Source organism: Aquamicrobium soli, assembly GCF_042646345.1.
In the GTDB taxonomy this organism is placed as follows: Bacteria; Pseudomonadota; Alphaproteobacteria; order Rhizobiales; family Rhizobiaceae; genus Mesorhizobium; species Mesorhizobium soli_A.
This window is the reverse complement of sequence record NZ_JBHRTK010000034.1, coordinates 13,432-39,111: the sequence shown is the minus strand read 5'-3', so window position 1 is coordinate 39,111 and position 25,680 is coordinate 13,432. Positions and strand designations below refer to the sequence as shown.

The 25,680-nt window shown below is 65.8% G+C and carries 26 protein-coding genes; 10 read left to right on the top strand and 16 right to left on the bottom strand.

Annotated features, from left to right (window positions below; all coding sequences use genetic code 11):
* The first annotated feature begins 12 nt into the window (after nucleotides 1-12).
* Both ACFOHJ_RS23800 and ACFOHJ_RS23795 read left to right on the top strand, forming a co-directional pair.
* Nucleotides 13-351, top strand: coding sequence for a c-type cytochrome (locus ACFOHJ_RS23800; RefSeq protein ID WP_378225472.1), 339 nt, complete (start codon nucleotides 13-15; stop codon nucleotides 349-351).
* Nucleotides 348-785, top strand: coding sequence for a thermonuclease family protein (locus tag ACFOHJ_RS23795; protein WP_378225470.1), 438 nt, complete (start codon nucleotides 348-350; stop codon nucleotides 783-785). The genes ACFOHJ_RS23800 and ACFOHJ_RS23795 overlap by 4 nt, the downstream gene beginning before the upstream one ends.
* A gap of 67 nt (nucleotides 786-852) precedes the next feature.
* On the opposite strand, the gene ACFOHJ_RS23790 is transcribed toward ACFOHJ_RS23795, so the two are convergent.
* The gene (locus ACFOHJ_RS23790; protein WP_378225469.1) at nucleotides 853-1,350 is read right to left on the bottom strand and encodes a hypothetical protein; all 498 of its coding nucleotides are present in this window, start codon (nucleotides 1,348-1,350) and stop codon (nucleotides 853-855) included.
* Nucleotides 1,347-1,688: a hypothetical protein gene (locus tag ACFOHJ_RS23785; protein WP_378225468.1), complete on the bottom strand. Its 342-nt coding sequence runs from the start codon at nucleotides 1,686-1,688 to the stop codon at nucleotides 1,347-1,349. Before ACFOHJ_RS23785 ends, ACFOHJ_RS23790 begins: the two co-directional genes overlap by 4 nt.
* 341 nt (nucleotides 1,689-2,029) lie before the next feature.
* Here ACFOHJ_RS23785 and ACFOHJ_RS23780 point away from each other — a divergent pair, with 341 nt between their 5' ends.
* The 6 genes from ACFOHJ_RS23780 (at nucleotide 2,030) to ACFOHJ_RS23755 (ending at nucleotide 7,199) form a co-directional block, all read left to right on the top strand.
* Nucleotides 2,030-2,446, top strand: coding sequence for a molybdopterin-dependent oxidoreductase (locus ACFOHJ_RS23780; protein ID WP_378225466.1), 417 nt, complete (start codon nucleotides 2,030-2,032; stop codon nucleotides 2,444-2,446).
* Nucleotides 2,443-4,224, top strand: coding sequence for a sensor histidine kinase (locus tag ACFOHJ_RS23775; RefSeq protein WP_378225465.1), 1,782 nt, complete (start codon nucleotides 2,443-2,445; stop codon nucleotides 4,222-4,224). Before ACFOHJ_RS23780 ends, ACFOHJ_RS23775 begins: the two co-directional genes overlap by 4 nt.
* Complete coding sequence (locus ACFOHJ_RS23770) at nucleotides 4,221-5,300, top strand: response regulator (protein ID WP_378225463.1); 1,080 nt, start codon at nucleotides 4,221-4,223, stop codon at nucleotides 5,298-5,300. The genes ACFOHJ_RS23775 and ACFOHJ_RS23770 overlap by 4 nt, the downstream gene beginning before the upstream one ends.
* A gap of 80 nt (nucleotides 5,301-5,380) precedes the next feature.
* Complete coding sequence (locus ACFOHJ_RS23765) at nucleotides 5,381-5,824, top strand: hypothetical protein (protein WP_378225462.1); 444 nt, start codon at nucleotides 5,381-5,383, stop codon at nucleotides 5,822-5,824.
* A gap of 110 nt (nucleotides 5,825-5,934) precedes the next feature.
* Nucleotides 5,935-6,276 (top strand): ArsR/SmtB family transcription factor, encoded by a 342-nt coding sequence (locus tag ACFOHJ_RS23760; RefSeq protein ID WP_378225460.1) that lies wholly within the window; start codon nucleotides 5,935-5,937, stop codon nucleotides 6,274-6,276.
* A complete protein-coding gene (locus ACFOHJ_RS23755) occupies nucleotides 6,273-7,199 on the top strand; it encodes an SRPBCC family protein (RefSeq protein WP_378225459.1) in 927 nt (308 codons plus the stop codon). Before ACFOHJ_RS23760 ends, ACFOHJ_RS23755 begins: the two co-directional genes overlap by 4 nt.
* Nucleotides 7,200-7,241: 42 nt before the next feature.
* Here ACFOHJ_RS23755 and ACFOHJ_RS23750 read toward each other — a convergent pair whose 3' ends face one another.
* The 5 genes from ACFOHJ_RS23750 to ACFOHJ_RS23730 all read right to left on the bottom strand — a co-directional run bounded on the left by ACFOHJ_RS23750 (nucleotide 7,242) and on the right by ACFOHJ_RS23730 (nucleotide 13,830).
* The gene (locus ACFOHJ_RS23750; protein ID WP_378225457.1) at nucleotides 7,242-7,772 is read right to left on the bottom strand and encodes a dihydrofolate reductase family protein; all 531 of its coding nucleotides are present in this window, start codon (nucleotides 7,770-7,772) and stop codon (nucleotides 7,242-7,244) included.
* 123 nt (nucleotides 7,773-7,895) lie between these two features.
* The gene (gene otsB, locus ACFOHJ_RS23745) at nucleotides 7,896-8,669 is read right to left on the bottom strand and encodes a trehalose-phosphatase (protein WP_378225456.1); all 774 of its coding nucleotides are present in this window, start codon (nucleotides 8,667-8,669) and stop codon (nucleotides 7,896-7,898) included.
* Nucleotides 8,666-10,396 (bottom strand): alpha,alpha-trehalose-phosphate synthase (UDP-forming), encoded by a 1,731-nt coding sequence (locus tag ACFOHJ_RS23740; protein ID WP_378225633.1) that lies wholly within the window; start codon nucleotides 10,394-10,396, stop codon nucleotides 8,666-8,668. The genes otsB and ACFOHJ_RS23740 overlap by 4 nt, the downstream gene beginning before the upstream one ends.
* 198 nt (nucleotides 10,397-10,594) lie before the next feature.
* Nucleotides 10,595-12,775 carry an amylo-alpha-1,6-glucosidase gene (locus ACFOHJ_RS23735; RefSeq protein WP_378225455.1) on the bottom strand — a complete coding sequence of 727 codons (2,181 nt, stop codon included), beginning with the start codon at nucleotides 12,773-12,775 and terminating at the stop codon, nucleotides 10,595-10,597.
* Complete coding sequence (locus tag ACFOHJ_RS23730) at nucleotides 12,772-13,830, bottom strand: glycosyltransferase family 4 protein (RefSeq protein WP_378225453.1); 1,059 nt, start codon at nucleotides 13,828-13,830, stop codon at nucleotides 12,772-12,774. The genes ACFOHJ_RS23735 and ACFOHJ_RS23730 overlap by 4 nt, the downstream gene beginning before the upstream one ends.
* A 165-nt stretch (nucleotides 13,831-13,995) precedes the next feature.
* Between ACFOHJ_RS23730 and bglA the strand changes: the two genes are divergently transcribed.
* Nucleotides 13,996-15,657 carry a beta-galactosidase BglA gene (gene bglA / locus ACFOHJ_RS23725; RefSeq protein WP_378225451.1) on the top strand — a complete coding sequence of 554 codons (1,662 nt, stop codon included), beginning with the start codon at nucleotides 13,996-13,998 and terminating at the stop codon, nucleotides 15,655-15,657.
* A 48-nt stretch (nucleotides 15,658-15,705) separates the two neighbouring features.
* Here the strand turns inward: bglA and ACFOHJ_RS23720 are convergent, their stop codons facing one another.
* The 7 genes from ACFOHJ_RS23720 to ACFOHJ_RS23690 form a co-directional block, all read right to left on the bottom strand.
* Complete coding sequence (locus tag ACFOHJ_RS23720) at nucleotides 15,706-16,845, bottom strand: ABC transporter permease (RefSeq protein ID WP_378225449.1); 1,140 nt, start codon at nucleotides 16,843-16,845, stop codon at nucleotides 15,706-15,708.
* Nucleotides 16,842-18,065 (bottom strand): ABC transporter permease, encoded by a 1,224-nt coding sequence (locus tag ACFOHJ_RS23715; RefSeq protein WP_378225447.1) that lies wholly within the window; start codon nucleotides 18,063-18,065, stop codon nucleotides 16,842-16,844. The genes ACFOHJ_RS23720 and ACFOHJ_RS23715 overlap by 4 nt, the downstream gene beginning before the upstream one ends.
* A 1-nt stretch (nucleotide 18,066) precedes the next feature.
* Nucleotides 18,067-19,044 carry an HlyD family secretion protein gene (locus ACFOHJ_RS23710; RefSeq protein WP_378225445.1) on the bottom strand — a complete coding sequence of 326 codons (978 nt, stop codon included), beginning with the start codon at nucleotides 19,042-19,044 and terminating at the stop codon, nucleotides 18,067-18,069.
* A 105-nt stretch (nucleotides 19,045-19,149) separates the two neighbouring features.
* Nucleotides 19,150-20,172 (bottom strand): CobW family GTP-binding protein, encoded by a 1,023-nt coding sequence (locus ACFOHJ_RS23705; protein ID WP_378225443.1) that lies wholly within the window; start codon nucleotides 20,170-20,172, stop codon nucleotides 19,150-19,152.
* Entirely contained in the window at nucleotides 20,165-20,497 is a 333-nt protein-coding gene (locus ACFOHJ_RS23700) for a hypothetical protein (protein WP_378225441.1), read from the bottom strand. The genes ACFOHJ_RS23705 and ACFOHJ_RS23700 overlap by 8 nt, the downstream gene beginning before the upstream one ends.
* 107 nt (nucleotides 20,498-20,604) lie before the next feature.
* Complete coding sequence (locus ACFOHJ_RS23695) at nucleotides 20,605-21,504, bottom strand: polysaccharide deacetylase family protein (RefSeq protein WP_378225439.1); 900 nt, start codon at nucleotides 21,502-21,504, stop codon at nucleotides 20,605-20,607.
* A gap of 41 nt (nucleotides 21,505-21,545) precedes the next feature.
* On the bottom strand, nucleotides 21,546-22,301 hold the full coding sequence (locus tag ACFOHJ_RS23690) for a FadR/GntR family transcriptional regulator (RefSeq protein ID WP_378225438.1): 756 nt from the start codon (nucleotides 22,299-22,301) through the stop codon (nucleotides 21,546-21,548).
* A gap of 187 nt (nucleotides 22,302-22,488) precedes the next feature.
* Between ACFOHJ_RS23690 and ACFOHJ_RS23685 the strand changes: the two genes are divergently transcribed.
* A complete protein-coding gene (locus tag ACFOHJ_RS23685) occupies nucleotides 22,489-23,475 on the top strand; it encodes an asparaginase (protein ID WP_378225436.1) in 987 nt (328 codons plus the stop codon).
* A 239-nt stretch (nucleotides 23,476-23,714) separates the two neighbouring features.
* Here ACFOHJ_RS23685 and hydA read toward each other — a convergent pair whose 3' ends face one another.
* Together hydA and ACFOHJ_RS23675 are read right to left on the bottom strand one after the other, a co-directional pair.
* Nucleotides 23,715-25,118 carry a dihydropyrimidinase gene (gene hydA, locus ACFOHJ_RS23680; RefSeq protein WP_378225631.1) on the bottom strand — a complete coding sequence of 468 codons (1,404 nt, stop codon included), beginning with the start codon at nucleotides 25,116-25,118 and terminating at the stop codon, nucleotides 23,715-23,717.
* 123 nt (nucleotides 25,119-25,241) lie between these two features.
* Nucleotides 25,242-25,652, bottom strand: a complete 411-nt coding sequence (locus ACFOHJ_RS23675) for a DUF3830 family protein (RefSeq protein ID WP_378225434.1) — start codon at nucleotides 25,650-25,652, stop codon at nucleotides 25,242-25,244.
* Nucleotides 25,653-25,680: the final 28 nt, after the last annotated feature.

Genomic DNA, 25,680 nt, shown 5'->3' with positions numbered 1-25,680 from the left:
ACGTGGCTTGCGGTGACTGGTGCCGGGTTAGCGGCTGCCGCCCTTGCGGCGGCGGTCGCTTCCCTCTCCTTCGACACCGCCGTTGCCGATGACGCCATCGTCAACCCCGTGCTCGGCCAGCCGGACGCGATCGCGGAAGGCCGGGTGATCTACCGGTCGCGCTGTTATATCTGCCACCTCGGCAAGGGCGGGCGCGGCCCCAACCTCTTCGCCTCGAAACTGAGCGACGAGCAGTTTCTGGAAACCGCCATCAACGGGCGCCGGACGATGCCGGCTCTCGGAACGCTGATGACCCCTGACGAGGTGTGGGCCGTCCACGCCTATGTGAAGTCGACGGATCACTACGAATGAAAGCACGCGCGGCCTTGGCTATCCTCCTGCTGGCAGGCTTCACGCTGCCTGCCAGCGCCGACGAACCGGCATCCGGCACGGCCACCATGCGCGACGCGGTTACGGTCGCGATGGGCGGCGCGCGTTACCGGCTGCAAGGCATCGATCCGCCGAAAGACGGCGTCGCCTGCGGCGAGCGGCCCTGCCTCGATGCGGCAATGGACGAGCTGACGCGGGTCATTTCCGGCCAGCGGATTACCTGCACCAAGCGCCAGCGGCTGGGGCACGGCTTCTTCCTCTCGACCTGCAAACTCGCCGACGGCACGGACGTGGGCAAGCACCTGCTCGAACAAGGCCTGGCCACGGTGGAAACCGATGCCAGCGCGGCCTATCGCACGGCGGCCGAGGAGGCGCAGGCGGCCTCGAAGGGGCTATGGGCGAAAGCCACCAATTAAGGCTTCCTGCCTCCGGCTCGAAACCCCAGCTGGGGTTTCAAGGCGAGGGTCCCTCCCGGTTACGCTCTTATTTCTGTAGCGAGAGCAGCCTCAACCGGGCGGCGTGAGGCGCGACGGCGCTGCGGTATCGCGCGCCCTGCTCGCGGATGGCGTCGAAATTGCCCATCTCCGCCCGCAGCATTTCTCGCGCCGCCTGCTTCTGCTGCGGTGTCATCTTGCCGAGTTCGCCGAGCTTGTCCGCGAATTCCTCCATCATCTGCTCCAGTTCGGCTTGTGGGATGGATGCGATGAAGCCCATCATCGTGTGGTCGAAGGCGGCCTTCCAGGTATCGTCGCTGAAACCCGCGGCCGGAATGAGTTGGGAGGATTCGTCATCGATCTCGAACCATTCCTGTGCGGCCTCCTCGTCGTAGAAAACGGTCTTCCCCGTTTCCGCCGACAGCTTTTCCAGGATAGTGACCACGGCCCCCGCCTCGCGCGCGTCCAGCGCCGCGGCGTCGGTGACGGCAAGGCCGAGGACGAACGCAGCCGCGACGGCCGCCTTTGAAAGCAGTTTCCGCATCATTGATAGCAATCCCGCATCATGGCGGCGCGCGCGCTGTTGGCCTGGCTGTTGGCGATCAGGCTGCCGCCGGTCGCAGCCACCTGGCCCGCGATCGCGCCTCCGTTGCCGGCAAAACCGCCAAGGCCGCCGGCCATGCCGAGCACGCTGCCCAGCATCGCGGCATTGGTCTGCGCCTGCATCGCTTGCTCGCAGGAGCCCTGTTTCGGGGCCGGTGTTTTCTGCGCCGCCCGCGCCGGTGATTTTGCACCGGCAGGCGTCGCGATCGCCGAACCGCTACTCGTCTGGCTGCAGCCGGCAAGTGCAAGGGCAAGGAAGCCCACTATTGCAGTGCGTCTCATGATCTTTCCCTGATTTATTGGAACGGGAGCCGCCCCGGCGTTTGCTCCGGGCGCCCCTTTCGTCGTCGGATTGGCTTGCCGGAGCGCCCTTAGGCCGAAAAATCACGGGCGGCCCCCTTCGTTCACAGGGGGCGGAAGAATTTTCGAAGACTAGAACGCCGAAACTGCTACCTGTTCAGGACTGCAGCTTTTTGACGGGAGGGTGGAAATTGCTTAACCGGTTCCTGGCCTTTCATGTGCAACGGGGCGCTTATCGTACGCTTCGGAACTTCATCGCACTGGGAATGCTGCTTACGGCTGGCGTCGCTCAATCATATGACTTCCCCCGGCCAACGGGACCGGTGCTGCTTACGGTCACCGGGATGCCCGGCGAGACCAACCCCGAGGGTGGCGTGGCCTTCGACGCCGCGATGCTCGCCGCCCTGCCCCAGCACCGGATCGAGACGTCGACGCCGTGGACGGACGGCAGGAATCTGTTCGAGGGCGTCCTCCTTGCGGACGTCATCGATTTCGTCGGCGCCGGCGACGCGCGATCGTTTCGCGCGCTCGCCCTCAACGACTACGAGATCGTCACGCCGGTTTCCGAGGCGATCGAAAACGGCGCTTTGCTCGCGATGCGCATGGACGGCAAGCCGCTGACCCGCCGCGACAAGGGACCGATCTGGATCGTCTATCCGCGCGACGACAACCCGGACATCCAGGACAAGCGCCATGACGCCAGGTGGGTCTGGCAACTCACCAGAATAGAGATCCGATGAGCCTCGCAACGAAGAAATGGACCTTGTCGGGCGTCACCATCGGGGCGGTGGTCGCCTGCGCCCTGCTGCTCGGCTTCGCGCTGCAACGGCTTATACAGACCGAAGCCGAACTCGCGAGCGGCTCCGGCGAAAGCCTCATCTACGCGCTGTTTCAGGCCCATGACGAGGAACAGCGCCTGATCCTCGACGCCTATGACTGGAACGGCGGCAGGCGGTCGGCAGACGACGCCGAGCGGCTTCGCCTGCAGATGGATCTGGCGGTCAGCCGCCTGGATGTCGTTTCGCACGGAACGCTCGGGCGTGCGCTGGCGGATGCGGGCGAGGACGCCACCATCGGTTCCGCGCACGGCAACCTCATGGCCTTCGACGAAACCCTTCAGGCTGCGCTCGGGCAGGCAGGCGCGATAGCGCCGGCGGCGCTGGAAGGGCTGCGAACCGATGTCGGCAAGCTGAAGGCAGCGACCACCCGGGTTTTCCTCGCGGAGCGGGAAAATATCGGCCGGCAGCGGGATCGATATTCATCGGTGCTATGGCAGGCCATCGTCGCCATCCTGCTCATCTTCGCTTGCGGCGTCTTCATTGTCGCCCGGTTGCTGGCCAGCTTGCGCAGCGCCGCACGCGCCGAGGAAGCGCTGCGCCGGGACAGGGATTTCTCGAACCTGCTGCTGGAATCGAGCGGAGACGGCGTGATCGCCTTCGATGCGGATGGCCGGTGCACGCACTGGAATTCGGTGATGGGCGAAATGTTTCCCGCGCCCTGTGGTTCCGACGTCGTCGGCCGCCTGATCAGCGAGACCTACCGGTTGCCGCGGGGGCATGTGATCCTGAACATGATGCGCGATACGCTGGCCGGGCAAAGCATTCACATGCCGGCCCATCCGACCCCGGACGGCGGCCGCTATATCGAAAAATTCACCTATCCGGTCAGGTCCGGCTCGGCGATCGTCGGCGGCGTCCTCATCATTCGCGACGTGACCGATGCGCACCTCGCCCGCATACAACTGGTCGAGCATCGCGACCGGCTGGAGACCACCGTCAAGGAACGCACCCGGGACCTCGAGGAGTCGCTGGAACGCGAGATGAGGCTGCGCGAGCTTTACAAGGGCTTCGTCTCCATGGTTTCGCACCAGTTCAGGACGCCGCTCTCCATCGTCGATTCCAGCGCCCAGCGCATGATCCGCCGGGGCAGGAAAATGAGCGAAGAAGAGATACGCGAACGCGCCGGGAAGATCAGGATGGCGATCCTGCGCCTGACGCGGCTGGTTTCCGGCACGCTCAACGCCACCAAGCTGGATGCGGGCGAAATCGACTTCGCCCCTCGCCGGTGCGACCTCGGCAAGCTCATCGTCGAAGCCTGCGAGCGGCAAAAGGAGACGACGCCCGACCGTCGCTTCGACATCGAACTGGACCGGCTCGCCGGCTGGGTATCGTGCGATCCGCTTCTGATCGACCAGGGTCTCGCCAATCTCATTTCCAATGCGGTCAAATATTCATCGCCGCCGGACCCGATCGAGATCGCCGCCGATGTCGACGAGCGCTGGGTCCATGTCACGGTCAGCGACCGTGGCGTCGGCATCCCCGACGACGAGCGCGACAAGCTGTTCGAGCGATTCTTTCGCGCCAGCAATACCGTCGGCATCGAGGGAACCGGCATCGGGCTGCATGTCGTGCGCGCCATTGCCCAGATGCACGGCGGTGACGTGAACGCCCTTCCGCGAGAGGGCGGCGGCTCGACCTTTGTTCTCAGGATTCCGAAAGAGGACGCGTTGGCAGCATGACTACGGCCCCTTCCCTTGAACCGGACATCGCTTCCGACCGGAGGAAAACCATTCTCTGCGTCGAGGACGAGGCCGACCTGCGCTCCGACATCGTCGAGGAACTCGTTTCGGCCGGCTACCATGTGGTCGAGGCGGGCAACGGCCGTGAAGCCCTGCTTGAACTGGAAGCGGTTCGCCCCGACCTCATCCTGTGCGACATCACCATGCCCGAGCTCGGAGGATATGAGCTGATGGCGCAGTTGCGGGCCAACCGGCCCGACCTCGCCGAGGTTCCCTTCATTTTCCTGACGGCGCTTGGCGACCGGGCCGACGTGCTGAACGGCAAGAGGGCCGGCGCAGACGACTATCTGGTGAAGCCCGTCGACTACGACGACCTGCTGGCGACCATCCGGTCGCGATTGCGACTGGTCGAACGCGTTCGCCAATCGCTGCTCGCCGATCTTTACGCCAGACAGCAACAGATGATCGAACAGGCCGTCCGGGACGGGGAGATCACGCTGGCGGCGCTGGCGGCGGCGCTGGATCGGCTCTCGATCGGAATATTCGTGCTGGAGGAGAGCGGCGAAGTGCGCATGATCAACGAGGCCGGCCGCCAGTTGGTCCGGCAGGCGGACGGACTTTCCCTGACATCGGCGGGCCTGCTTGCGCGGCTGGCGCGACCGCCACACTCCTTGAAGAACGCGCTCGCCGTCCTGCAGGCCGGCAGCGCCAGCCAGACCCTGGCCGTCGAACGGGAGGAAGGCCGCCCCCTGATCCTCCATCTTTCGTCGCTTGCCCTGCCGGGCAGCAACGGCCGGCACGCCATGGCGCTCGTGGTCGATCCCGACAGAGAGGCGGAAATCTCCGCCGAGGTGCTGGCGTCCCTGTTCGGCTGTACGGCGGCGGAGTCCCGGCTGGCAGCAGCCCTGGTGGCCGGAAAGCGGCTCGAAGAGATCGGGGAGGAATTCGGCGTCAAGCAGACGACCATTACCTTCCATCTGAAGAACCTGCTCCAGAAAACGCACACCCATCGCCAGGCCGATCTGGTCGCCCTGCTGATCCGGGCAACGCTTCCCTTGTCGATGAGCAGTGATTGACCCGTGCCCCCCTCTATTCGGAGGGGGCATCCTTCGATGAGCAGTGATAGCTCCGCCTGAAAATGGAGGCGGTGCGACCCATGCAATCGAAGATGCCCGGTTTCGTCGCAGGCGACGCCGCGACACGCAAGGCAACCGGCCGAGCATCGGGGGCTACGAAACCGATCGTCGCGCTCGCGATGCTGGCCGCGCTCGCAGCCTGCCAGGGCACGTCGAAATCGAGTTTCGACAACCCGATGTTTTCCGACGAGACACGCGCCCTGGAAAAGCAGCTCAATGCGGAAGCCGCCGCGGTAGGAACCGCGCAGGCGGTGATGAGCATGCCGGCGGCATGGGACCCGACCGGTGCGGCGAGCCTGGTGACCACGCCTGCCGGGCTCGCCATGCGGGAAGCCCAACGCAAGCGGGCTGACGCCATGATGGACGCCCAGCTCGCCAAAGACCAGGCCGCGTTCTACCGCAAATATGGCCTGAACCCCGACGGCAGCCCGACCGGGCGCAAGGGGCCGTTGTCCGTAGACTGACGAGGGTGTCCTTCAGACTGCCGAGGGCTTATAGGTCCGCACGCACAAAACTTAGCGAACCGGCGAAGTTTTTCCTTGCATGCCATGGCTACGGCATGGTACTTAGCTATATGGCTAAGCATGATCCTGATCTTTCGCTCCTGTTCCATGCGCTGGCGGACCAGACGCGGCGTTCGATCCTCTCCCGCCTGGCCACGGGGCCGGCGCGGGTGACGGATCTGGCCGAACCCACGGGGCTGCGCCTGCCGACGGTAATGCGCCACCTTTCCGTGCTGGAAGAAGCCGGATTGATCGTGACGTCGAAGGACGGACGGGTGCGCACCTGCGCCATCCGGCCCGAAGCCATGGAGCCGGCACGAAGCTGGATGGATGAACAGCGCGCCATATGGGAAGCGCGGCTGGATCGGCTGGATGCCTTTGTGATGGATGTGATGAAGGAGCGTGGAAAATGACGCAGAATCCGAAACAGGCGAGTGCGGCTGTTGCTCCGGCCCATGACGGCAGAAACCGATTTGCCACGCTGGCCTTCGAGCGGGACGTGGCCGCTCCGGCATCGGTGCTGTGGCAGGCATGGACCGCACCGGCTGCTCGCGCGGTATGGGCTGCTCCGACCCCGTCGGTCACGGTGGAATTCCTGGAGGCCGACACCAGGGTCGGCGGCCGCGAGATCTCGCTGTGCAAGGTCGAAGGCCAGCCCGACATCCGCTGCGAATGCGGCTGGCTGGAACTGCAGCCGGCTGAGCGCAGCGTGAACTACGAAGTGATCTCCTCCGAAGGCACGACGCAGTCGGCAGCGCTGGTCACGGCCGACTTCGTGGACCTCGGCGAAAAGAGCCGGCTGGCGGTGACGGTCCAGCTCTCCTCGCTGGCTGAAGACATGGAAGGCGGTTACCGCGAGGGCTTCGGTGCGGGGCTGGACAATCTCGCCAGCGCGGCCGGCCGCACCATGATCTTGCAGAAGCTTATACGAGCGCCGCGGGCCGTGGTCTGGAAAGCCTGGATGAACCCCAAAACCCTGCCGCAATGGTGGGGGCCGGACGGGTTCTCCTGCCGCACCAAGCGGATCGACCTGCGCCAGGGCGGCGAATGGGTCTTCGACATGATCGGACCGGATGGTACGGTCTTTCCGAACCATCATCTCTATGGCGAGGTCAGGACCGAAGAACGGCTCGGCTACGCGCTTCTGTGGCGCGAAAACGGCCCAAAACACGCCGATGCGTGGGCGTCGTTCGAGGACCAGGACGGGTTCACGAAAGTGACGCTGGGAATGGTCTTCAGCACGGCCGCCGAGTTCCAGGAAGCCAAGGGCTTCGGCGCGGTGGAACTGGGCCTGCAGACGCTGGGCAAGCTGGAGCGCTTCGTCACATCGCAGTGAACGTCACCCTTCGGACGAGGCCGATCGGCCGCCTCGCCCGGATCATGCCGGAACATAGGTGAGCCGGATCACGTCCTCGCCGATGCGATCGCTTCCGACGAGGCGCAGCCGAGGGCGCGGGCCGGCAAAGAACGGCTTGCCGCCGCCGAGCACGACGGGATGGATATACAGGCGATATTCGTCGACGAGACCGAGATCGCCCAGGCTAGCCGCCAGTTCCGGGCCGGACACTTCGATCGTGCCCTCGAGCCACGCCTTCAGTCGCGGTATCGCCGTGCCGATATCCCCCTCGACCAGGGTGGCGTTCGGCCCGACCGATTTCAGCGTGCGCGACACCACCCATTTCGGCTGGTTGCGCCACGCCGCCGCGTAGTCGCGCTCCGCCTCGTCCCATTCGGGGTGTTCTTCGTCCCAATACCGCATCACCTCATACATGCGGCGGCCGTAGATGGCGCCGGCCACGCCGCGCACGTCATCGATGAAGTGCCGAAAGAGCACCGGGTTCGGCGCGAATGCCATGTGGTCGACATAGCCGTCGAGCGACATGTTCAACGCAAAGACGAGTTTCGCCATGGGAAACACCTCCTTCCTGCCAAGATAGTCGCGGGATCATCGCCGCTCTCGCTGCGGTTTGCCATCTAAAAAGTCAGTCGGCGCCCTTGCGAGGCACCAGCGATGAAACAAGCTGGTCCGGGCTCAGGAAGATGCGGCCTTCGTTGGGGGATAGCCGGCGCAGCGTTTCAGCCAGGAAATCGCTTCGGGTACACCGCCCAGGCCGTAGGGAGCCAGGGTGTCGCCCTGCGGCCTGACGCGGATGGCGATGCCGCCGTCCTCGTTGATCGCCTGGAACCCGTTTTCGTCCGACGTATCGTCGCCGAGAAAAACCGGCCGCCTGCCGGTGAAGGCCGGGAGTTCCGTGAACCGGCGGATGGCAGCGCCCTTGGCGGCCTCCAGCGGCATCAGTTCCACGCCCGCGTTGCCGGGCAGCACGCGATAGCCAGGCGGAAGACGGTCCAGCGCCTGCTCCACCAGCCGGATCGCTCGCGCCAGCAGCTGTGGCGCGGCTCGCGTATGCAGCGCCAGGATCGGCCCCTTGCGCTCGATATAGACATTCGCCCCGTCGAATTCGGCCGCGATCTCCTCCGCCAGCGCGGCGATGTCGGCCGGCTCCCCTGCCGCCTCGACAGGGCCGTTCGCGCTCAACCGATGCTCGAGCCCGTAAAGGCCGGCGGCCGGCAACCTGAGCGGCGCAAACAGCCGGTCGACGGCAGCGATGGAGCGTCCGGTGACGAAGGCGAGCGCCCCGCCCAGTTGCCGCTCCGCCGCCTGGAGCAGCGCCAGCAGGTCGTCGTCGACCCTAACCGCGTCGGGATGGGCGGCGTGTTCCAGAAGAGTGCCGTCGATGTCGAGGAAAAGCGCGAATTCGTCGGCCTCGAAATTCAGCGGCGGCGGTTGCGGCAATGCCTTCACAATGCCGACACCCGTCGCGCGAACATCGATATGACGTTGGCCTGCGGCGGGATATCGCCGCCGGTGACGCGGTCGAGGTCGCCCCGCTTGCGCAGCCGTGCCGCGTCGAGCAGCATCGAGCCGGCCCAGCGATAGACGTCGTTGTCGCGCACCACCTCGCGCATGCGGCGCATGCGCTCCGTCTGTTCCTGGCCGGGCATGGTCAGCGCCTGCAGCAGGGCCTCGCCCATCATGGCCGCGTCATAGGGATTGACGATCAGCGCCTCCAGAAGCTCCTTCGACGCCCCGGCAAAGGTCGACAGCAAGAGCACGCCCTGCTCGTCGTCCCGGGCCGCGACGAACTCCTTGGCGACCAGGTTCATGCCGTCGTGCAGGCTGGTCACCATGCAGATGTCGGCGGCGCGGTAGATCTCATAGACCTCCGCCTGGGTGTGATGCTGGGCCACCATCTCCACCGGCCTGTAGCCGTCCTTGCCGTAGCGCTGGTTGAGTTCGTCGGCCAGCGCCTCGCATTCGTCATGCAGCGCGCGGTAGGCCGGCAGGCTGCCCCTGCTCGGCGCGGCGATCTGCAGGAACACCAGCTTGCCGATCCATTCGGGATGCTGCGAAAACAGCGCGTCGAGCGCCTGGAAGCGGTCGAGGATGCCCTTGGTGTAGTCGAGCCGCTCGACCCCGACGCAAAGCTTCACGTCGTCGGCCAGCCCGAACCGGCGGCGTACCCGCGCACGGCACTCCTCCACCGGCGGCAGCTTGGCCAGAAGGTCTGGCGGCCATGCGATGGAGATCGGATAGGCATGAACCAGGCTGGTCTCGCCGCCATAGGAAATGGCCGAATCCTCGCGCTCGATCCGGCTTTCGAGGAAGCGGTCGACGCTCTCGACGAAGTTGCTGCAATGGAACCTCGTGTGAAAGCCGATGATGGAACTGCCCAACAACCCGTCGAGGATTTTTTCGCGCCAGGGGCAGATGCTGAACACTTCCGAATTCGGCCACGGAATGTGCCAGAAGGTGATGACGATGGCTTCCGGCAGGCGCTCGCGGATCATGCGCGGCAACAGGGCGAAGTGATAGTCCTGCACCAGCACGATCGGCCGTTCGTTGCGCGCCTCGGCCACCACGGTGTCGGCGAACTTGCGGTTGACGGCTTCATAGGTCTCCCAGTCCGAAGCGCGAAACAGCGGGCGGGTGAAGGCGATGTGGCAGAGCGGCCAAAGCCCTTCATTGGCAAAGCCGAGATAGTAGCCCTGATGCTCCTCCTCGCTCAGCCAGACACGCCGCAACGTATAGGAAGGGTTGTCGGGCGGCACCGCAATGCGGTCGTTCTCGTCGACGGTCAGGCGATCCGCCGTGCCGCCGCCATAGGCGATCCAGGTGCCGGCGCACGCGCGGGTAATCGGCTCCAGCGCCGAAACCAAGCCGCTGGCCGGCACCACCAGTTCGACCCCTTGCGACGACAGGTTGTGGATGTAGGGCTCGCGGTTGGAAACGACGATCACTTGCGCGTCCGGCAATTCGTCGGCGAGGACGGAGCGCAGCATCTGCGGCGACCAGTGGATCAGCGCCGCATCCGCGGAGTGACCGTTCTTCTGCGATTCCCGCATCACGTTGCGGGGTTCGGCGATCGCTTCCCGCATCGGGACGATACGGGCCGGCCGCCTGCGCCGCAAGCGCCGCACCGAAACGGCAACGGCCACTAGCGACAGCAGCAGGCTGGCCCCTGCCAGCATCCAGATGACCGAAAGGGAGTGGAAAATATCCGAACCGCCAACTGTCACCGGACCTGTCATAAGAATTCCAAAAGCCTCTTCCAAATGTTTCGAGCCGGAAGCCGGCCCAGACCATCCTGTTGAAGGAATTGCGTTGCGGTCGCGGACCGGCAACAGCGGGAACCCAACGCGCCACCAGCCGAAACGGTTCCGGTGTTTTCAGGTGGTGACGATCAGCGGCACCAGCCCTTCGTGGCGATCGGCCAGGAAAGCCGCGACCCGGTCGCCTACCCGCTCGAAGGTGAGGTCGACGCGGACCTGGCCGACCTGAAGGTGGCGCACCGTCAGGCTGTCGATGCCGATCGGCAAGCGTGGCCGGTCGACCCGGATTTCGCCCTTCCAGCCGTCGATTTCGATGCCGAGGCAGGCCTGCATCAGCATGAAGGCCGCACCTGCCGACCAGGCTTGTGGAAGGCAGGCGACCGGATAGGCGATCGGCGCCTCGCCCGGCGCGCGGGTAAAGCCGCAATAGAGTTCCGGCAACCGCATGTTGAAATGCACGGCGGCCTCGAAGGTGCCGCTCATCAGCCTCACCACATGGTCGCGAACGCCGTAGCGCGCCATTCCGGCCGTGCACAGGGCGGTGTCGTGCGGCCAGATCGAGCCGTTGTGGTAGGACATCGGGTTGAAGAATATGGCGTCGTCGGCCAGCGTGCGCAGGCCCCAGCCGGAATGGAACGAGGCCGAAAGCAACTGCTCGGCCACTTTCTGCGCCCGCTCCGAGGAGGGCAGGCCCATATACAGGAGATGGCCGGCGTTCGAGGTCCGCACCTTGCACGGCTCGCCATTGCCGTCGAGCGCCAGCGCATAGGTCTCGAGCTCGTCGATCCAGAAGGCGCGCTCGACCGCCTCGCGCATCTCCTCCGCCCGCGCCTCCAATCGGTCGGCGGCCTGCTCGTCGCCGCGCCGCCGGGCAAGCTTGCCGAGGCCCTTCAGCGCGGCAAAGACATAGCCCTGCACCTCTACCAGCGCGATCGGGCCTTTCGGGATACGGCCATCGGCATGGAAGACGGAATCGAAGCTGTCTTTCCAGCCCTGGTTGGCGAGGCCGGATTCGGCGGCACGCTGGTAGGTGAGGAAACCGGAGCGCTGGCTTGCCCTTTGCGTCCACTCCGCGGCCGCGCACAAGGAGGGCCACAGGCCGTCGATAAAGGCCATGTCGCCGGTGCGCTCGGCATAGGCGCAGGCCAGGTAGATGTAGAGCGGCGTGGTATCGACACCGCCGTAATAGCGGCCGAATGGCAATTCGCTCAGCGCCGCCATTTCGCCCTTGCGCGTCTCATGCATGATCTTGCCGGGCTCGGCATCGCTGAAGGGTGAGGTTTCGGTGGCCTGATGGTGCGCCAGGAAGGACAGCACCCCGCGCGCCAGGCCGGGGTTCAGCCACAGCATCTGCAGGGCCGAGATCACGCCGTCCCGGCCGAAAGCGGTGGAGAACCAGGGAATCCCCGCATAGGGATAAGGCCCGGTCGCGAGTTCGGTCGTGAGCAGGGCGACATCGGCACGGGCGCGTTCGACCCAGTCGTTGAAGACGCGGCCGGAACTGTGCAGCGTGGCGCCGTGGCGGCGCTTGGCGCGCATGGCGAAACGGGCGCGCGCCGCGGCGGCGCGAAAGCGCTGGCGGTCGGGCCGGTCCGCCAGTTCGGCGCCGACCTCGATGTAGAAGACCTTGCTGCTGCGCTTGGTCACGGCGATGAAGAAGTCGGCGCGGCCGGCCTCCAGCTGGTCCGGCGCCTGCGAGAACGAGATCACCGAACTGCGCACCAGCTTGTCCAGGCCCTCATAGCGGAGCACGACGGAATTCTCGTCCGTTTCGGCTGTGCGCGCGGTCCCGCGCTTCAGCCGGGTCGAGCCGCGAACCTCGAACATGTCGCGGAAGTCGGCGGCAAAGTGCAGGGAAAGCAGCAGGGTGGAATGCACCTGGCTGTAGTTCGAAAGCGTGATGCGCTCGAACAGGCGGTCTTGCCAGATCAGCCGCACCCGCTCGATATGGATGCCGCCCTGCGGGATGTCGCGGCCGCCGGCGCTGCGGATCGGCAGGTTGGTCAGGTTGGTGGTGAACAGCACGTTGTCCTGGCTGAGCGAAGCGCCCAGCAGCGAGGTCGAGCGCCCGCCTATGGTCAGCCTGAACTCCGACAGAACGCGGGTGTCGTCGCGGAAAAAGCCGTCGCCGACGCCGCGGATGTCGCCATAGGCGTCGGCGACCGCGAAACAGTCGCCATGCTTGAGCGCAAACAGCCGATGCGGCTCGCGCGGCGCGGTCTCGTCGAGCGCCGCCAGCGCAATAGCCGGATCGAGCTTGCGCTCGTCGAGCGGCAGGGCCTCGGTGCTGCCGGTCATGACATCTCCACCTGCGAACTTGCTCCGAGCAGGCGAGTGTAGGCATCAACGTAGTCGCGCACCATTCTTTTTGCCGAAAACCGCCGTTCGAACACCGAGCGCACGGCATGCCGGTCGAGGCGCAGCAGGTCGGGAACGCGGGAGGCCGCTTCCTCCACCGAGCCCACGACGAAGCCGGTCACGCCGTTATCGATGATTTCCGGCATCGCTCCGCAATTCCAGGCGATGATCGGCGTGCCGCAGGCCATCGCCTCGATGGCGGCGAGGCCGAACGGTTCCGGCCAGTCGATCGGAAACAGCAATCCCGCCGCGCCGCCCAGGAACTCGGCCTTTTGAGGCTCCTCGATCTCGCCCACATAGTCGATGCGGTCGCCGTCCAGCAGCGGTTCGACCGTCTCCTGGAAATAGGCGCGGTCGTCCACGCCGATCTTTGCCGCCAGCTTTATCTTCAGGCCGGCGCGCCGGGCGATTTCGATGGCCCGGTCCGGACGCTTGTCGCGCGAGAAGCGGCCGAGGAAGACCAGATAAGGGTCCCCGCGCCGCCGGAAGTCCGGCCGGTAGGCCTCCTCAGGCAGGCCATGATGGATCGTTGCCAGCCAGTTGGCCTCAGGCAGGCCGGCGCGCTGGCTGTGCGAAATGGAAATCAGCGGGAAGCGGGGAAAGCGACGATAGGCCGGCGCGAGATCGACATAGTCGAGCCGGCCATGCGGAGTCGTCACCGTCTTGCCGGCAATGTCGCGGAAGAATGAAAAATGCAGGAAGTGGCTGAGGTGAAAATGGATGACGTCGAATTCGCCGGCCTGCTGCCTGACCTCGTCCAGCATCGCAAGATGCGCGGCGATTTCCGACTTCACCGGGCGCGGATCGAGCCGCAGCGCCTGCTCCCGGCCAACCGCCAGTTTCGCCGACGTCCGGCTGTCGCCGCTGGCGAACAGCGTCACCTCGTGGCCGAGTTCGACCAGTCCTTCCGTGAGGTAGGAAACGATCCGCTCGGTACCGCCGTAAAGCATGGGGGGAACCGCCTCGTAAAGCGGCGCGACATGGGCGATTTTCATCGGCCAGCATTCTCTCGGGTCAAAGCTTGGTACCCTTTGCAAATGCTCCAGCCGCCGGATTGTTCCTGCCGGACCCGTTTCGGCATCCCATTCTGGGGAACTAATCGGGCCCCGCGGGCTTAGACGACCAGGGGCTTGATGCGACCCGACCACCGAGGCTTACCCATGCAAGCTGACAATCCCGCCGAGGCACCCGCCGCCACCGTGGACCCCGACTGGTGGCGCGGCGCCGTCATCTACCAGATCTATCCGCGCAGCTTCCAGGACACCAACGGCGACGGCGTGGGCGACCTCAAGGGCATTATCCGCCGCCTGCCCTACGTCGCGGAACTGGGCGTCGACGCCATCTGGATCTCGCCGTTCTTCAAATCGCCGATGAAGGACTTCGGCTACGACATCACCGATTATTGCGACGTCGATCCGCTGTTCGGCACGCTCGAGGATTTCGACGCGCTGATTGCGCAAGCGCACCGGCTCGGCCTCAAGGTGATGATCGACGAGGTCCTGTCGCACACCGCGGACGCGCATCCGTGGTTTCGCGAAAGCCGCTCCAGCCGCGACAACGCCAAGGCCGACTGGTACGTATGGGCCGACGCGAAGCCCGACGGCACCCCGCCCAACAACTGGCTGGCGATTTTCGGCGGTTCGGCGTGGCAGTGGGACACGAGGCGCGAGCAGTATTACCTGCACAATTTCCTGGCCGAACAGCCGGACCTCAACTTCCACAACCCCGAGGTCCAGGACGCGCTGCTTGCCATCACCCGCTTCTGGCTGGAGCGCGGCGTCGACGGGTTTCGCCTCGACACCATCAATTTCTACTTCCACTCGCAGGGGCTGGAGGACAACCCGGCACTGCCGCCCGAGCAGCGCAACGACCAGACCGCCCCCTCCGTCAATCCCTACAACTACCAGGACCATCTCTACGACAAGAGCCGGCCGGAGAACCTCGCTTTCCTCGAGCGCTTCCGCGCCCTTCTGGACGAGTACCCGGCGGCGGCCGCCATCGGCGAGGTCGGGGATTCGCAACGCGGCCTGGAAATCGTCGCCGCCTACACCGCCGGCGAAAAACGCGTCCACATGTGTTACGCCTTCGACTTCCTCGCGCCCGAAAAGATCAGCGCCGACAACGTGCGCGCCGTGCTGGAGCGCTTCGGCCGTGAGGCAAGCGACGGCTGGGCGTGCTGGGCTTTCTCCAACCACGACGTGATGCGCCACGCTTCGCGCTGGGCGGCCGACCAACAGGATCCGGCGGCCTATCTGAAGGTCATTTCAGCCCTGCTTCTGTCGCTGCGCGGTTCGGCCTGCCTCTACCAGGGCGAGGAACTGGGCCTTGGCGAAGCCGATCTCGCCTATGAGGACCTGCGCGACCCCTACGGCATCCGCTTCTGGCCCGAATTCAAGGGCCGCGACGGCTGCCGCACCCCGATGGTGTGGAACGGCGACACCCCGGCCGGCGGCTTTTCCACGGCCCGGCCATGGCTGCCTGTCCCTGCCGAGCATCTGCCGAAAGCGGTCGACCGGCAGCAAGGCAAGGCGGAGTCGCTGCTGGAGCATTACCGGCGCTTCCTCGCCTTCCGCCGCAGGAACCCGGTGCTCGTCAAGGGCGACATCGAATTCCTGGATGCGCCCGAAGATGTCGTCGCCTTCTCCCGCAGCGCGGGCAACAGCCGGATGCTCTGCGTCTTCAACCTCGGCCATTCGGCAAAGACGGTCAGCCTTGGAGCGGGCGACTGGCAGGCCGTGCCCGGCCACGGCTTTGTCGGTAAGCAGGACGGCGACATAATCGAGCTCGGCGCCTATCAGGCGTGGTTCGGCGCTCCTCCGTAAGAGCACACCCAGTCGGCTCTCACGGGGATAACGGCGGCCGACGAGACGTCAGCGCAGCGAGCTTCCTTGCCCGCGCCGTGATTCCAGCGCCACGGCGATCCCGCCATAGCCCACGGCCAGGGCGAACAGGATGAAGGCCGGCTGGCGCAAATCCGCCAGCGAAGCGCCCATCTGGCCGATCTGCACCAGCCCGTCGATCGCCGACGTGCTGGGCACCAGCCGCGCAAGCCACAGGATCGGAGTCGGCATCGCCTCGGCCGGCCAGGAGAACCCGGAGAGGAAGAACAGCGGCATGCCGATGGCGGCCATGGCGAGTTGCACCGCATAGGAGGTGCGGAAGGTGCCCGCCACCACCAGCCCGAGCGCACCCACCGCCAGCACGAAAAGCACCGCATAGGCGAGCAGCGGGAAAAGCCCGCCGATCCGGGGGATGCCGTAGAGATACGGCACCGCGACCAGGCAGAAAGGCACGACGAAGGCTTCCAGCGCCAGATAGGCGAGAAGCTTGCCGAGCACCCTGGCCAACGGCGTCGCCGGCGGCGGGGGACCGTCGCGCAAAAGCGTGCCGGCGAGCCCGACGCCGATCAGCAGGGTCTGCTGCAGGATGAGGATGAAGGCGGCGGGCAGCAGGTAGCTGGCATAGCCGCCCTGCGGATTGAACAGCGCGATGGCCGTCAGCGGCATCGGGTCGGCGACCCCCGCCGCCACCGCCACATCGGTGCCCTGCGCGACCAGCCGCTTCGCCATCACCTCGGCCCCGAGCGTGCGGGTCACGCCGCTGACGGCAAGCGCCACCTTCTGATAGATGAGGAAATAGCTCGCATCGGCATAGAGCGCGACCGGCGAAGGCCGGCCCGACAGCAGATCCCGCTCGAAGCCTTGCGGGATGACGACGATGCCGGATGCATCGCGCGCGAAGACCTGGCGCTGCGCTGCCGGATAGTCCGGCAGGACGGAGACCACGGCGACATCCGGGCTCGCGTCGATGCGGCGGGAAAGATCGCGGCTCGACACCGTCTGGTCCTGGTCGACCACCACCACCGCCACGTCGCGCAGCGCTTCGTTGAGATAGGGCTGCGGGTAGAACACCGAATAGAAGGCCACCGCCGCCACCAGCACCGAGAAAACCGGCCAGTTGGCGAAGATGCGCCGAAGTTCGTCGCGAAAAGTTGCCGCAAGCCCGCTCATGCCGCGCCTTCCCCGGCGACGGCCGCCCGCATGGCGCCCTCCTGCCGGGCGATGCGGCGGCGCATCAGGTCGAGGTAGAACACCGTCAGGGCGCCCAACACCAGCGCGAAGATCGCAAGGATGAGGACGGGCTTCAACGACAGGTCGAGCGGCGCGCCGCGCACCGTCTGGTCGATCCGCGCAGTCAGGAACCACGTGCCCGGCATCAGCGCGCCCCAGCCTTGCGAAAAGGCGTTCATGCCGAAGCGCGGAAAGCCGATGCCCATGAAGCCGAAGGCCGAAGCCGTCAACAGGGTCGCCAGGCTGACGGCGCTTGCCGTGTTCTTCAACAGGAGCGCCAGCAGCGCGCCGATGAACTGGCAAGTCAGGATGAAAAGGACGGCCGCGAGCACCAGCATCCAGCGGCTGCCCTGCAGCGGCATCCCGAACCAGCCGAACAACACCGCGTCCGCGAGCCCGAGCAGCAGCAGGAACAGCACGGTATAGGGCAGCAGCTTGCCCGCCAGCGCCGGAAACAGCCCGCCGCCGAGCCGCCCCAGCACGCGCAGCCGGTAGGGCGTTTCGACGTCAAGGCCGACCGAATAGGCGAGCGTCGTGGTCACGACGATCTGCAGGATGGCCGGCAGCAGCGCCGCCAGCAGGAAGAAGACATAGCTCAGCGTCGGATTGAACAGCGGGCTTATCTGCAACGGCACGGGCTGCAAGGCCGACTGCGCGCTCGCGGCCGGGATGCCCTGTGCAGTGAAGACGGAAAGCGTTATGCCGCTTGCGACGGTTGGGATCGCCGCGTTCACGCCCTTCAGCACGACGTTGCCCGCGGTCAGCATCTGGCTGTTGTAGAAGAACACCACTTCCGGGCGCCGGGCGCCGAGAACGTCGCGCTCCAGGTTCTTCGGCAGCATCAGCAGGCCGTAGACGCGGCCCGCCTCGATCAGGCGGCGGCCCTCCGCGAGGTCGGCGACGTGGCGCGCCACGCGCACGTCCGGCGTGGCATCCACCGTGCGCACGATCTGGCGCGACAGCTCCGAACCGTCGAGATCGAGGACGCCGACCGGCAGTTTCGTCGCCAGCCCCGCGCCGAACACCATCATCAGCAAGGCCATGATGGCGGCGGGAACGATCGTCGTCATGGCCAGGAGCAACGGCCGCCGCTTCAGCCAGCGCAGTTCGCGCCAGAACACCAGTTCGAAGCCGAAACTGATGTCGTCGCGCCGGCGCATGTCAGTTGCCCTGACGGGGCCATTCCGCCACGACGCTCATGCCCGGCCGCAATCCGTCGAGCTTTTCCTCGGGCGTCGCCCGCACCTCGAAGGTCCGCAGGTCGAAACCGCCGGTCGCCCGCGTCGCCCGCCAGGTGGCATACTGGCCCTGAACGTTGATCATCGTCACGCGCACCTTGACGTCGTCGCGCTTCAGCGCCGGCACGCTCACGGTTAAGCTGTCGCCCACCTTGAGGCCGCCGAGCAGGTCTTCACGCAGGTTGAAGGTGAACCAGAGATTGGTCATGTCGACCAGCGAGAACAGCGGCGAGCCCGCGCCGTAGTTCTCGCCCATCTCGGCAACCCGCGTGGTCACCTGCGCGGCAACAGGCGAGCGCACCGTGAGCTGGCCGATATCGGCCTGGCGCTGGCCGAGCGCGGCCTCCGCCTGCTTCACCTGCGCCGCCGCCAGCGCCCGCTCCTGCGGGCTGGCGCCCGCCTGCGCCAGCGCCAGCTGGGCCTGCGACGCTTCACGCTTGCGCAGCGCCGCCTCCAGGTTGCGCGCGGCCTGGTCCACCTGCGCCTGCGGCGTGGAACCACTGCGCACAAGCTGCGCCTGCCGGTTGTAGGCTTCCTGGTAGAGCTGCACGTCCGCCTCGGCCGCCGCGACCTCCGCCTTCTGCGCGGCGATGGTTTCCGGCCGCGTGCTTTCCACCCTGGCCAGGTCGGCGCGTGCCACGGCAACGGAAGCCTCGGCGGCGGCGAGCGCCGCCTTCAGTTCCGGGCTTTCGAGTTCCACCAGAACGGCATCCGCCTCGACATCGTCGCCGACATCGGCGGACAACCTGGCGACCTTCCCCGCCGCTCGCGCGCTGACATCGATGCGGTTCGCGGCAACCTCGCCCTGGACGACCAGCGGCGGCGGACGCGTCGCAAACCACAGCAATACGCCCAACGCGGCAATCACGAGAATGGCGAGCAACCAGCCCAGGCGACGCATAGACCCTCTCCCGATCCGTAAGAGGCCAGAACGGATACAACTATTTGGGCTAAACGGGATCAACGCAACCGAATTTTCGCGGCAGCGCCGACGGCCGGCGCTGCCTCAGTTCGACGCTCCCGTCTCCACGGCGAAGGCATGGAGGGAGCGCTTGACCAGTTCGGGGTCGAGGCCATCGACGATGAAGACGACGTGGGAGCGGCGGTCCTCGGAAGGCCAGTTTTCGAGATGCTGGGGCATATGCACCAAGCGCTGCACGCTGTGGATGGCGACCGGGCGCGCTTCGCCGGCGATACCGAGGATACCCTTGACCCTCAGCACCCGCTCGCCATGCCGGTTGAGCAGCATGGTCAGCCAGACGCCGAACGCGGTCCAGTCGATCGGCTTGTCGACCGTTATGGAGAAGGACGATATGCCGGCGGAATGCCGGCCGGCGCTCCGTTCGGGCAGGCCGGGCGGCTCCTCGCAGAAAAAGCCGCTCTGCGACAACGCCGTTCCGGCCCGCGTCGCCGAATTGTCGGCGACCAGTTGGGCGACGTCGAGGCGCTCGTCGGCGATGCTCAGCACGGCGTCCGGATTGAGCCTGCGCAGGCGCTGCGTCAGGCGCGCGACACCGCCCTCGCCGGCCAGGTCGACCTTGGTGACGACCAGATGGTCGGCGACCGCCACCTGGCGGTTGGACTCGACATAGTCGTCGAGTTCGGCGCCGGCGTTGATCGCATCCACCGTGGTGATTACCGTGCCTGGCACGAAGTGGTGCCGCAGCAGGGGGTCGGCCTTGATGGTGGACAGCACCGGAAACGGATCGGCCAGCCCGGTGCTCTCGACGATCACCCGGCGAAAGGGCGGCACCAGCCCGCGCTCGCGCCTGGAATGCAGGTCGCGGACGGCCTCCGCCAGTTCGCTGCGCACGGCGCAGCACAGGCACCCGGACGGCAGCAGCACCATCGTCTCGTCGATGCGTTCGACGAGGTGGTGATCGAGCCCGACCTCGCCGAATTCGTTGATGAGCACGGCGGCGTCGGCGAGCGCCGGCGCCGCGAGCATGCGCTTCAGCAAGGTCGTCTTGCCGGAGCCGAGGAAGCCGGTCAGCAGGTTGACGGGCGTGAACGCGGGAACCTCAGCCATCGGCAGCCGCTTCCATCCGGCCGATCAGGTCGGGGTCGAGCGGATCGCAGGCGCGGCCGGACAGGCGTTCGGCCGCCGCCCACAGGTGCCCGAGATCCTCGATGATCTCGCTTTTGCCCGTGAAGGTGGAGACGACGAAGGACGTGCCCTGCCAGTCGGCGAGCCGCATGTTGAAGGGCGCGAGAACGACGTTGGCCAGTTGCACGCGCCGCGCGCGCTCGCGGCGGCGCTCGATGCTTCCGGCATTGCGGGTATAGACGCCCGGACGCGCGACCGCGTCGGCCCAATGCTCGTTGACACCGAGGATACCGCAGAGCGAACACATCGGCCTGTTCCTAGAAATCTACCATGCGGCACGCGCACCGTGTCGGCCAGCCTTTAGACGGACTGGCCGAAGCCGCCGGCCGATCGCTGGCCACGGCTGGCGCAAAATCAGGACTTCGGGCGAGCGCTGCCCGAACGCGGGTAGCGCTTGGCGAAATCGGCCGCGATCTCTTCCATGGGCACGAACTTCACGCCGTCGAACTTCTTCATGTGGTTGAACACGCGTTCGTGCATCTTCAGCACATGCGGCTTTCCCGACACGTCGGGGTGGATCGTCAACGGGAACACCGCATAGTCGTAGTTCTCATAGACCCAGTCGAACTGGTCGCACCACATCTGCTCGATGTCGCGCGGGTTGACGAAGCCGTGGCTGTTCGGCGAGGCCTTGATGAACATCATCGGCGGCAGGTCGTCCAGGTACCAGGAGGCGGGGATTTCAATGAGGTCGGTCTCCTCGCCCCGCGTATAGGGCTTCATCCAGGTCGACGGATGCTTGGAATAGTCGATCTTGGTCCACTGGTCGCCGACCGTGACATAGTAGGGATGGTGGTCGTTGTGCATCAGCGAGTGGTCGTAGAGCAGGCCCTTCTGCTTCAGCAGCTCGTTGGTCTTGGAGCCGAATTCCCACCACGGGGCGACATAGCCACGCGGCGGCTTTCCGGAAAGCTTGGTGATCAGGTCGACGCATTTGTCGAAGATGGCTTCTTCCTGCTCCGGCGACATGGCGATCGGGTTCTCGTGGCTGTAGCCGTGCATGCCGATCTCATGGCCGGCATCGGCCACTTCCTTCATCTCGTCCCAAAAACTCTCGATGGAATGGCCGGGAACGAACCAGGTGGTCTTGATGCCCCATTTCTCGAACATCCGCAGCAGGCGCCGGCTGCCGACGTTGCCGGCGAAGGCGCCGCGGGAAATGTCGCAGGGGCTGTCCTCGCCGCCATAGGAGCCAAGCCAGCCGGCGACCGCGTCAACGTCCACTCCGTAGGACATGAAGATTTCCTTGGGCATATCTGTTCCTTTCCTGTTCGATCTTTACGGCCGGGGCGCGCCTAGGGCAGTTCGGAAGGCGGCAGGCCGGCCCGGCTGCCGGCCATGTTGATGTGCTTGCGCATGTAGTAGTTGGCGCCGTCGGGATCGCCCATGGCGATCGCCTCCAGGATGCGGTCGTGCTCCTGCACCGCGATCATCAGGCTGCCCCGCCTTTCGGTCGGCAGGCGCTGGCTTTCCAGGAGGATGCTCGAGAAGGTCCGGTGCATGTCCACCAGAAGCTTGTTGCGCGATATCCGCATGATGAGGTGGTGGAAGTCGAAATCGGCCTGCGCATAGGCGGCAAGGTCGCTGGCGCGCGCCGCCTTGCGGAAGGCGGCGATGGCCTGCCCGAGTTCGGCCACTTCCCCGTCGGTATGGCTGAGCGCTGCCAGCGCCGCGGCATGGCTCTCGACGATGTAGCGGAACTGATAGACCTCGCTCAGCGAGTAGCGCGCGGCAAAGCGCCAGGACGGCGTGGAGGAAGCGCCGGCAGGGTCGGCGCACAGGAAACCCTTGCCGCTGTCGCGCGCCACGATCTGGCCGATGGTGGCCAGGATGGACAGCGCCTCGCGCAGGGTCGCGCGGCTGACATTCAGGTCGCGCGCAAGGTCGCGCTGCGGAGGAAGGATATCGCCCGGCCGGAGCCGGCCGTCGCGGATCATCGTTTGCAGCGCGGCCACCGTGGCCTGGGCCACGCCGGCGTTCCTGCCGCGCTCGCGCGCCATCGCGGGTGGCGCGGCCGACGGCGTCTCCTCTATCGCCATACCGTTTTTCATCACGGTTTCATTCCAGTTTGCGCGAACCGTTATGGACAGACCATCATGCGGCCGAGCCGATTAATGCGCAGATTGGCCTGACCGTCAACGCCGCCTAACACCAAAAACCCGTTGATTATTGCATTTAAGATGAAATGATTGGATTTCTTGGCCTGACCAAAATATTCAACTCGAGAGCTGCCGGGAGATGAGCGGAATGCGCAGGATTTGTCTGATAACGACCGGGGGGACGATCGCGTCCAGGCGGGAATCGAAGAGCGGACATGTGGTCGCCAGCCTGAGCGGGCCGGACCTGCGCTCGATGTTGCACGATCCGCTCGAAGGCATCGAACTGACCGTGGACGAGTTCTGCAACATAGGCAGCTACGCCATCGACCTGCCGCTGTGCTTCAGGCTGGCGAAGCACATCCAGCGCAAGCTGGAAGAAGGTTTTGACGGCGTGGTGGTGACGCACGGCACCGACACCATGGAGGAAAGCGCCTACATGGCCGACCTGGTGGTCGAGGCGGGCAAGCCCGTCGTCTTTACCGGCGCACAGCGCGCCGCCGACGAGCCCGACCCGGACGGCCCCCGCAACCTGACGGATGCGATCAGGCTGGCCGCGTCCGATGAAGCCCATGGCCTCGGCGCCCTGATCTGCTTCGAGCAGGAATTCCACGCCGCGCGCGATGTCACCAAGTCCCATGCCTCGCGGGTAGACGCTTTCATCTCGCAGGAGCATGGCAAGCTCGGCGAGGTCGACGGCGATCGGATCGTCGTCCACCGCAGACCGGTCCTGCGCCGGACCTACCGGGCAAAAGACGTCGTGCCGCAGGTCGAACTGATCCGGATCGCACTCGGCATGGACGGCCGTTATCTGCGCTTTTGCGCCGGCAACGGCGCCACTGCGATCGTGCTGGAGGGGTTCGGCCGCGGCAACGCCCCGCCTGCACTGGGCGCGGCCGCGACCGAACTGGCCGGGCAAGGCCTTCCCGTCGTCATGACCAGCCGGTGCCAGCGCGGCCGCGTGAAGCCGGTCTACGGCAATGGCGGCGGCAAGACGCTCGCCGAAGGCGGCGTGATCTTCGCCGGCGACCTCAGCGGCCACAAGGCGCGCATCCTGGTCTCGGTGCTGCTCGGCGCTGGCTACGAAGGCCAGCGCCTGCGCGCGGAGATCGAATATCTCGGCGGCTGAAAAAGACTGCGCGGGGCCGGTCCGTCGGATTTGCCGCTCATCCCCCTGCCGGGACCTTGCCGGCCGGGTGCCCGCTGCTTGCGCAGCGACCCGGCGTTCGCTGACCTTTCATCGTGCGATCGGCACGATGAATTCGCTTCGCGAACCGGCTGCTCACCCCCGTAAACGGAGGGAAGGAGGCTGTCTGCAACACCCACGCCCCCTCTCCCCGCTTGCGGGGAGAGGGTAAGGGTGAGGGGTCAGAACACCTTGGTCCTCGGCAGCGTCCTCTTCAGTTGCTTGCCGCTTTTGCGTTTCTGCACGACGCCGTCCTCCATGACGGTGCGGCCCTTCATGATCGTGCGGACCGGCCACCCGGTCACCTCGATGCCTTCATAAGGGGTGTAGTCGCAGCCGTCCTGCAACAGTTTGTGCGTAATGGTGACCTTCTTCTTGTCGTCCCACAGCACGAGGTCCGCGTCGCTTCCGACCGCGATCGTTCCCTTGCGGGGATAGAGCCCGTAGCGCTTGGCATGATTGGTCGAGGTCAGGGCGACGAAGCGGTTCAGGCTGATGCGGCCCCTGCCCACCCCTTCCGAGAACAGGATCGGCATGCGTGTCGCGATCCCCGGTATGCCGTTGGGTACGTAGCGGAAGCTCGTCTTGCCCTTCGTGTTGGTCTTGCCGGCTTCGTCCTCGTAGCGATACGGGCAGTGGTCGGACGAGAAGACCTCGAACACGCCCTGCTGCAAGCCTTCCCAGCAGGCAAGCTGGCTGTCGGTGTCGCGCGGCGGCGGGCTGCAGACATATTTCGAGCCTTCCATGCCGGTGCGGTCCATGTCCTTCTCGGTGAGCACCAGATACTGGGGACACGTCTCGCCATAGATGGCTAGCCCGCGCTGCTGCGCCCGGCGGATTTCCTCCATCGCCTGCCGGTTGGAGACGTGGACGACCATGATGTCGGTGCCGACGATCTCGGCCAGGCTGATGGCGCGGTGCGTCGCCTCGCGCTCCACCGCCACGGGGCGCGAGGGGCCATGGAAGAACGGCGCCGTCTTTCCCTCCCGCTCCAGCTGGTCCGTCAGGAAGCGGATCGTGTCGTAACCCTCGGCGTGCACCATGACGAGTGCCCCGTGCCGGCGCGCGACGTCGAGCACTTCGAGGATTTCGCGGTCGCGCAGCACCAGGTCGTCATAGGTCATGAATATCTTGATCGAGGTGTATCCTTCCTCGATCAGCGCCGGCAGTTCCTGGCCCAGCACCTGCGGCGTCGGATCGCTGATGATGAGGTGGAAGGCCACGTCGACATAGCAGTTGCCCTCGGCTTTCCGCTCGTATTCGGTGATCGCCTCGCGCAGGGTCTGCCCCTTGGCCTGCAGGCAGAAGGGAAGGACGGTGGTGTTTCCGCCAATGGCGGCCGAACGCGTGCCGGTCTCGAAATTGTCCGCCATGACGATGCCGGGGCTGCCCGGCTGGTCGAGATGGACGTGGCTGTCGATGCCGCCCGGCATCACCAGCAGGCCGGCGGCATCGATGATCTCCGGCGCGTCTTCCAGGTTCCTGGCAAGGACGGCGATGCGGCCGCCCTCTATCCCGATATCGGCCTCGAAGCGATCCGTCGCCGTGACGATGGTGCCGCCTTTGATGATCGTGTCCAACTGCATCTCAAGAAGTCCCATTAAGGCGTTTCCGGCACGCCGCGCAGCGATCCGCCGCCGGAATACGTAGGTAAACAAACGAACGAGCGGCCCCGCCGGCCGTGTGGCGCGGGACCGCTCCGCGATCGGCTACAGGGAGAACTCGATGTCCTGCGCACCGTGCCAGAGAACCTTCTTGCCGAGCTCGGCAAGGTTTTCCTGGCCTTCGATGACCGTCAGGAAATGGTTGCCGGCAAGCTGTCCCATCTTGCTGGCGAAATTCACGCCGCCATAGGCCAGCAGGACTTCGGTCTCGCTGAACCCGCCCGGATAAAGGATGAACTGGCCGGGCGCGGGATAGCATGTGGCGTTCTCGAAGCTCACGCCGAAATCGGTCTCGCCCAGGGGAATCCAGCAACCCTCGCCGCTCCAGCGAACGTGGATGATGCGCTCCTTGTACGGCAGGAGAGACAGGAAAAGCGCGCAGGTCTTCGGCGCAAGCTCCTCTTCGAGCCTTGCCCGGAAGGCATATCCGCCCGCCTTGATGTTTATTGTTTTCATTCTCTGTTTCTCCGTACTTTCACGTTTG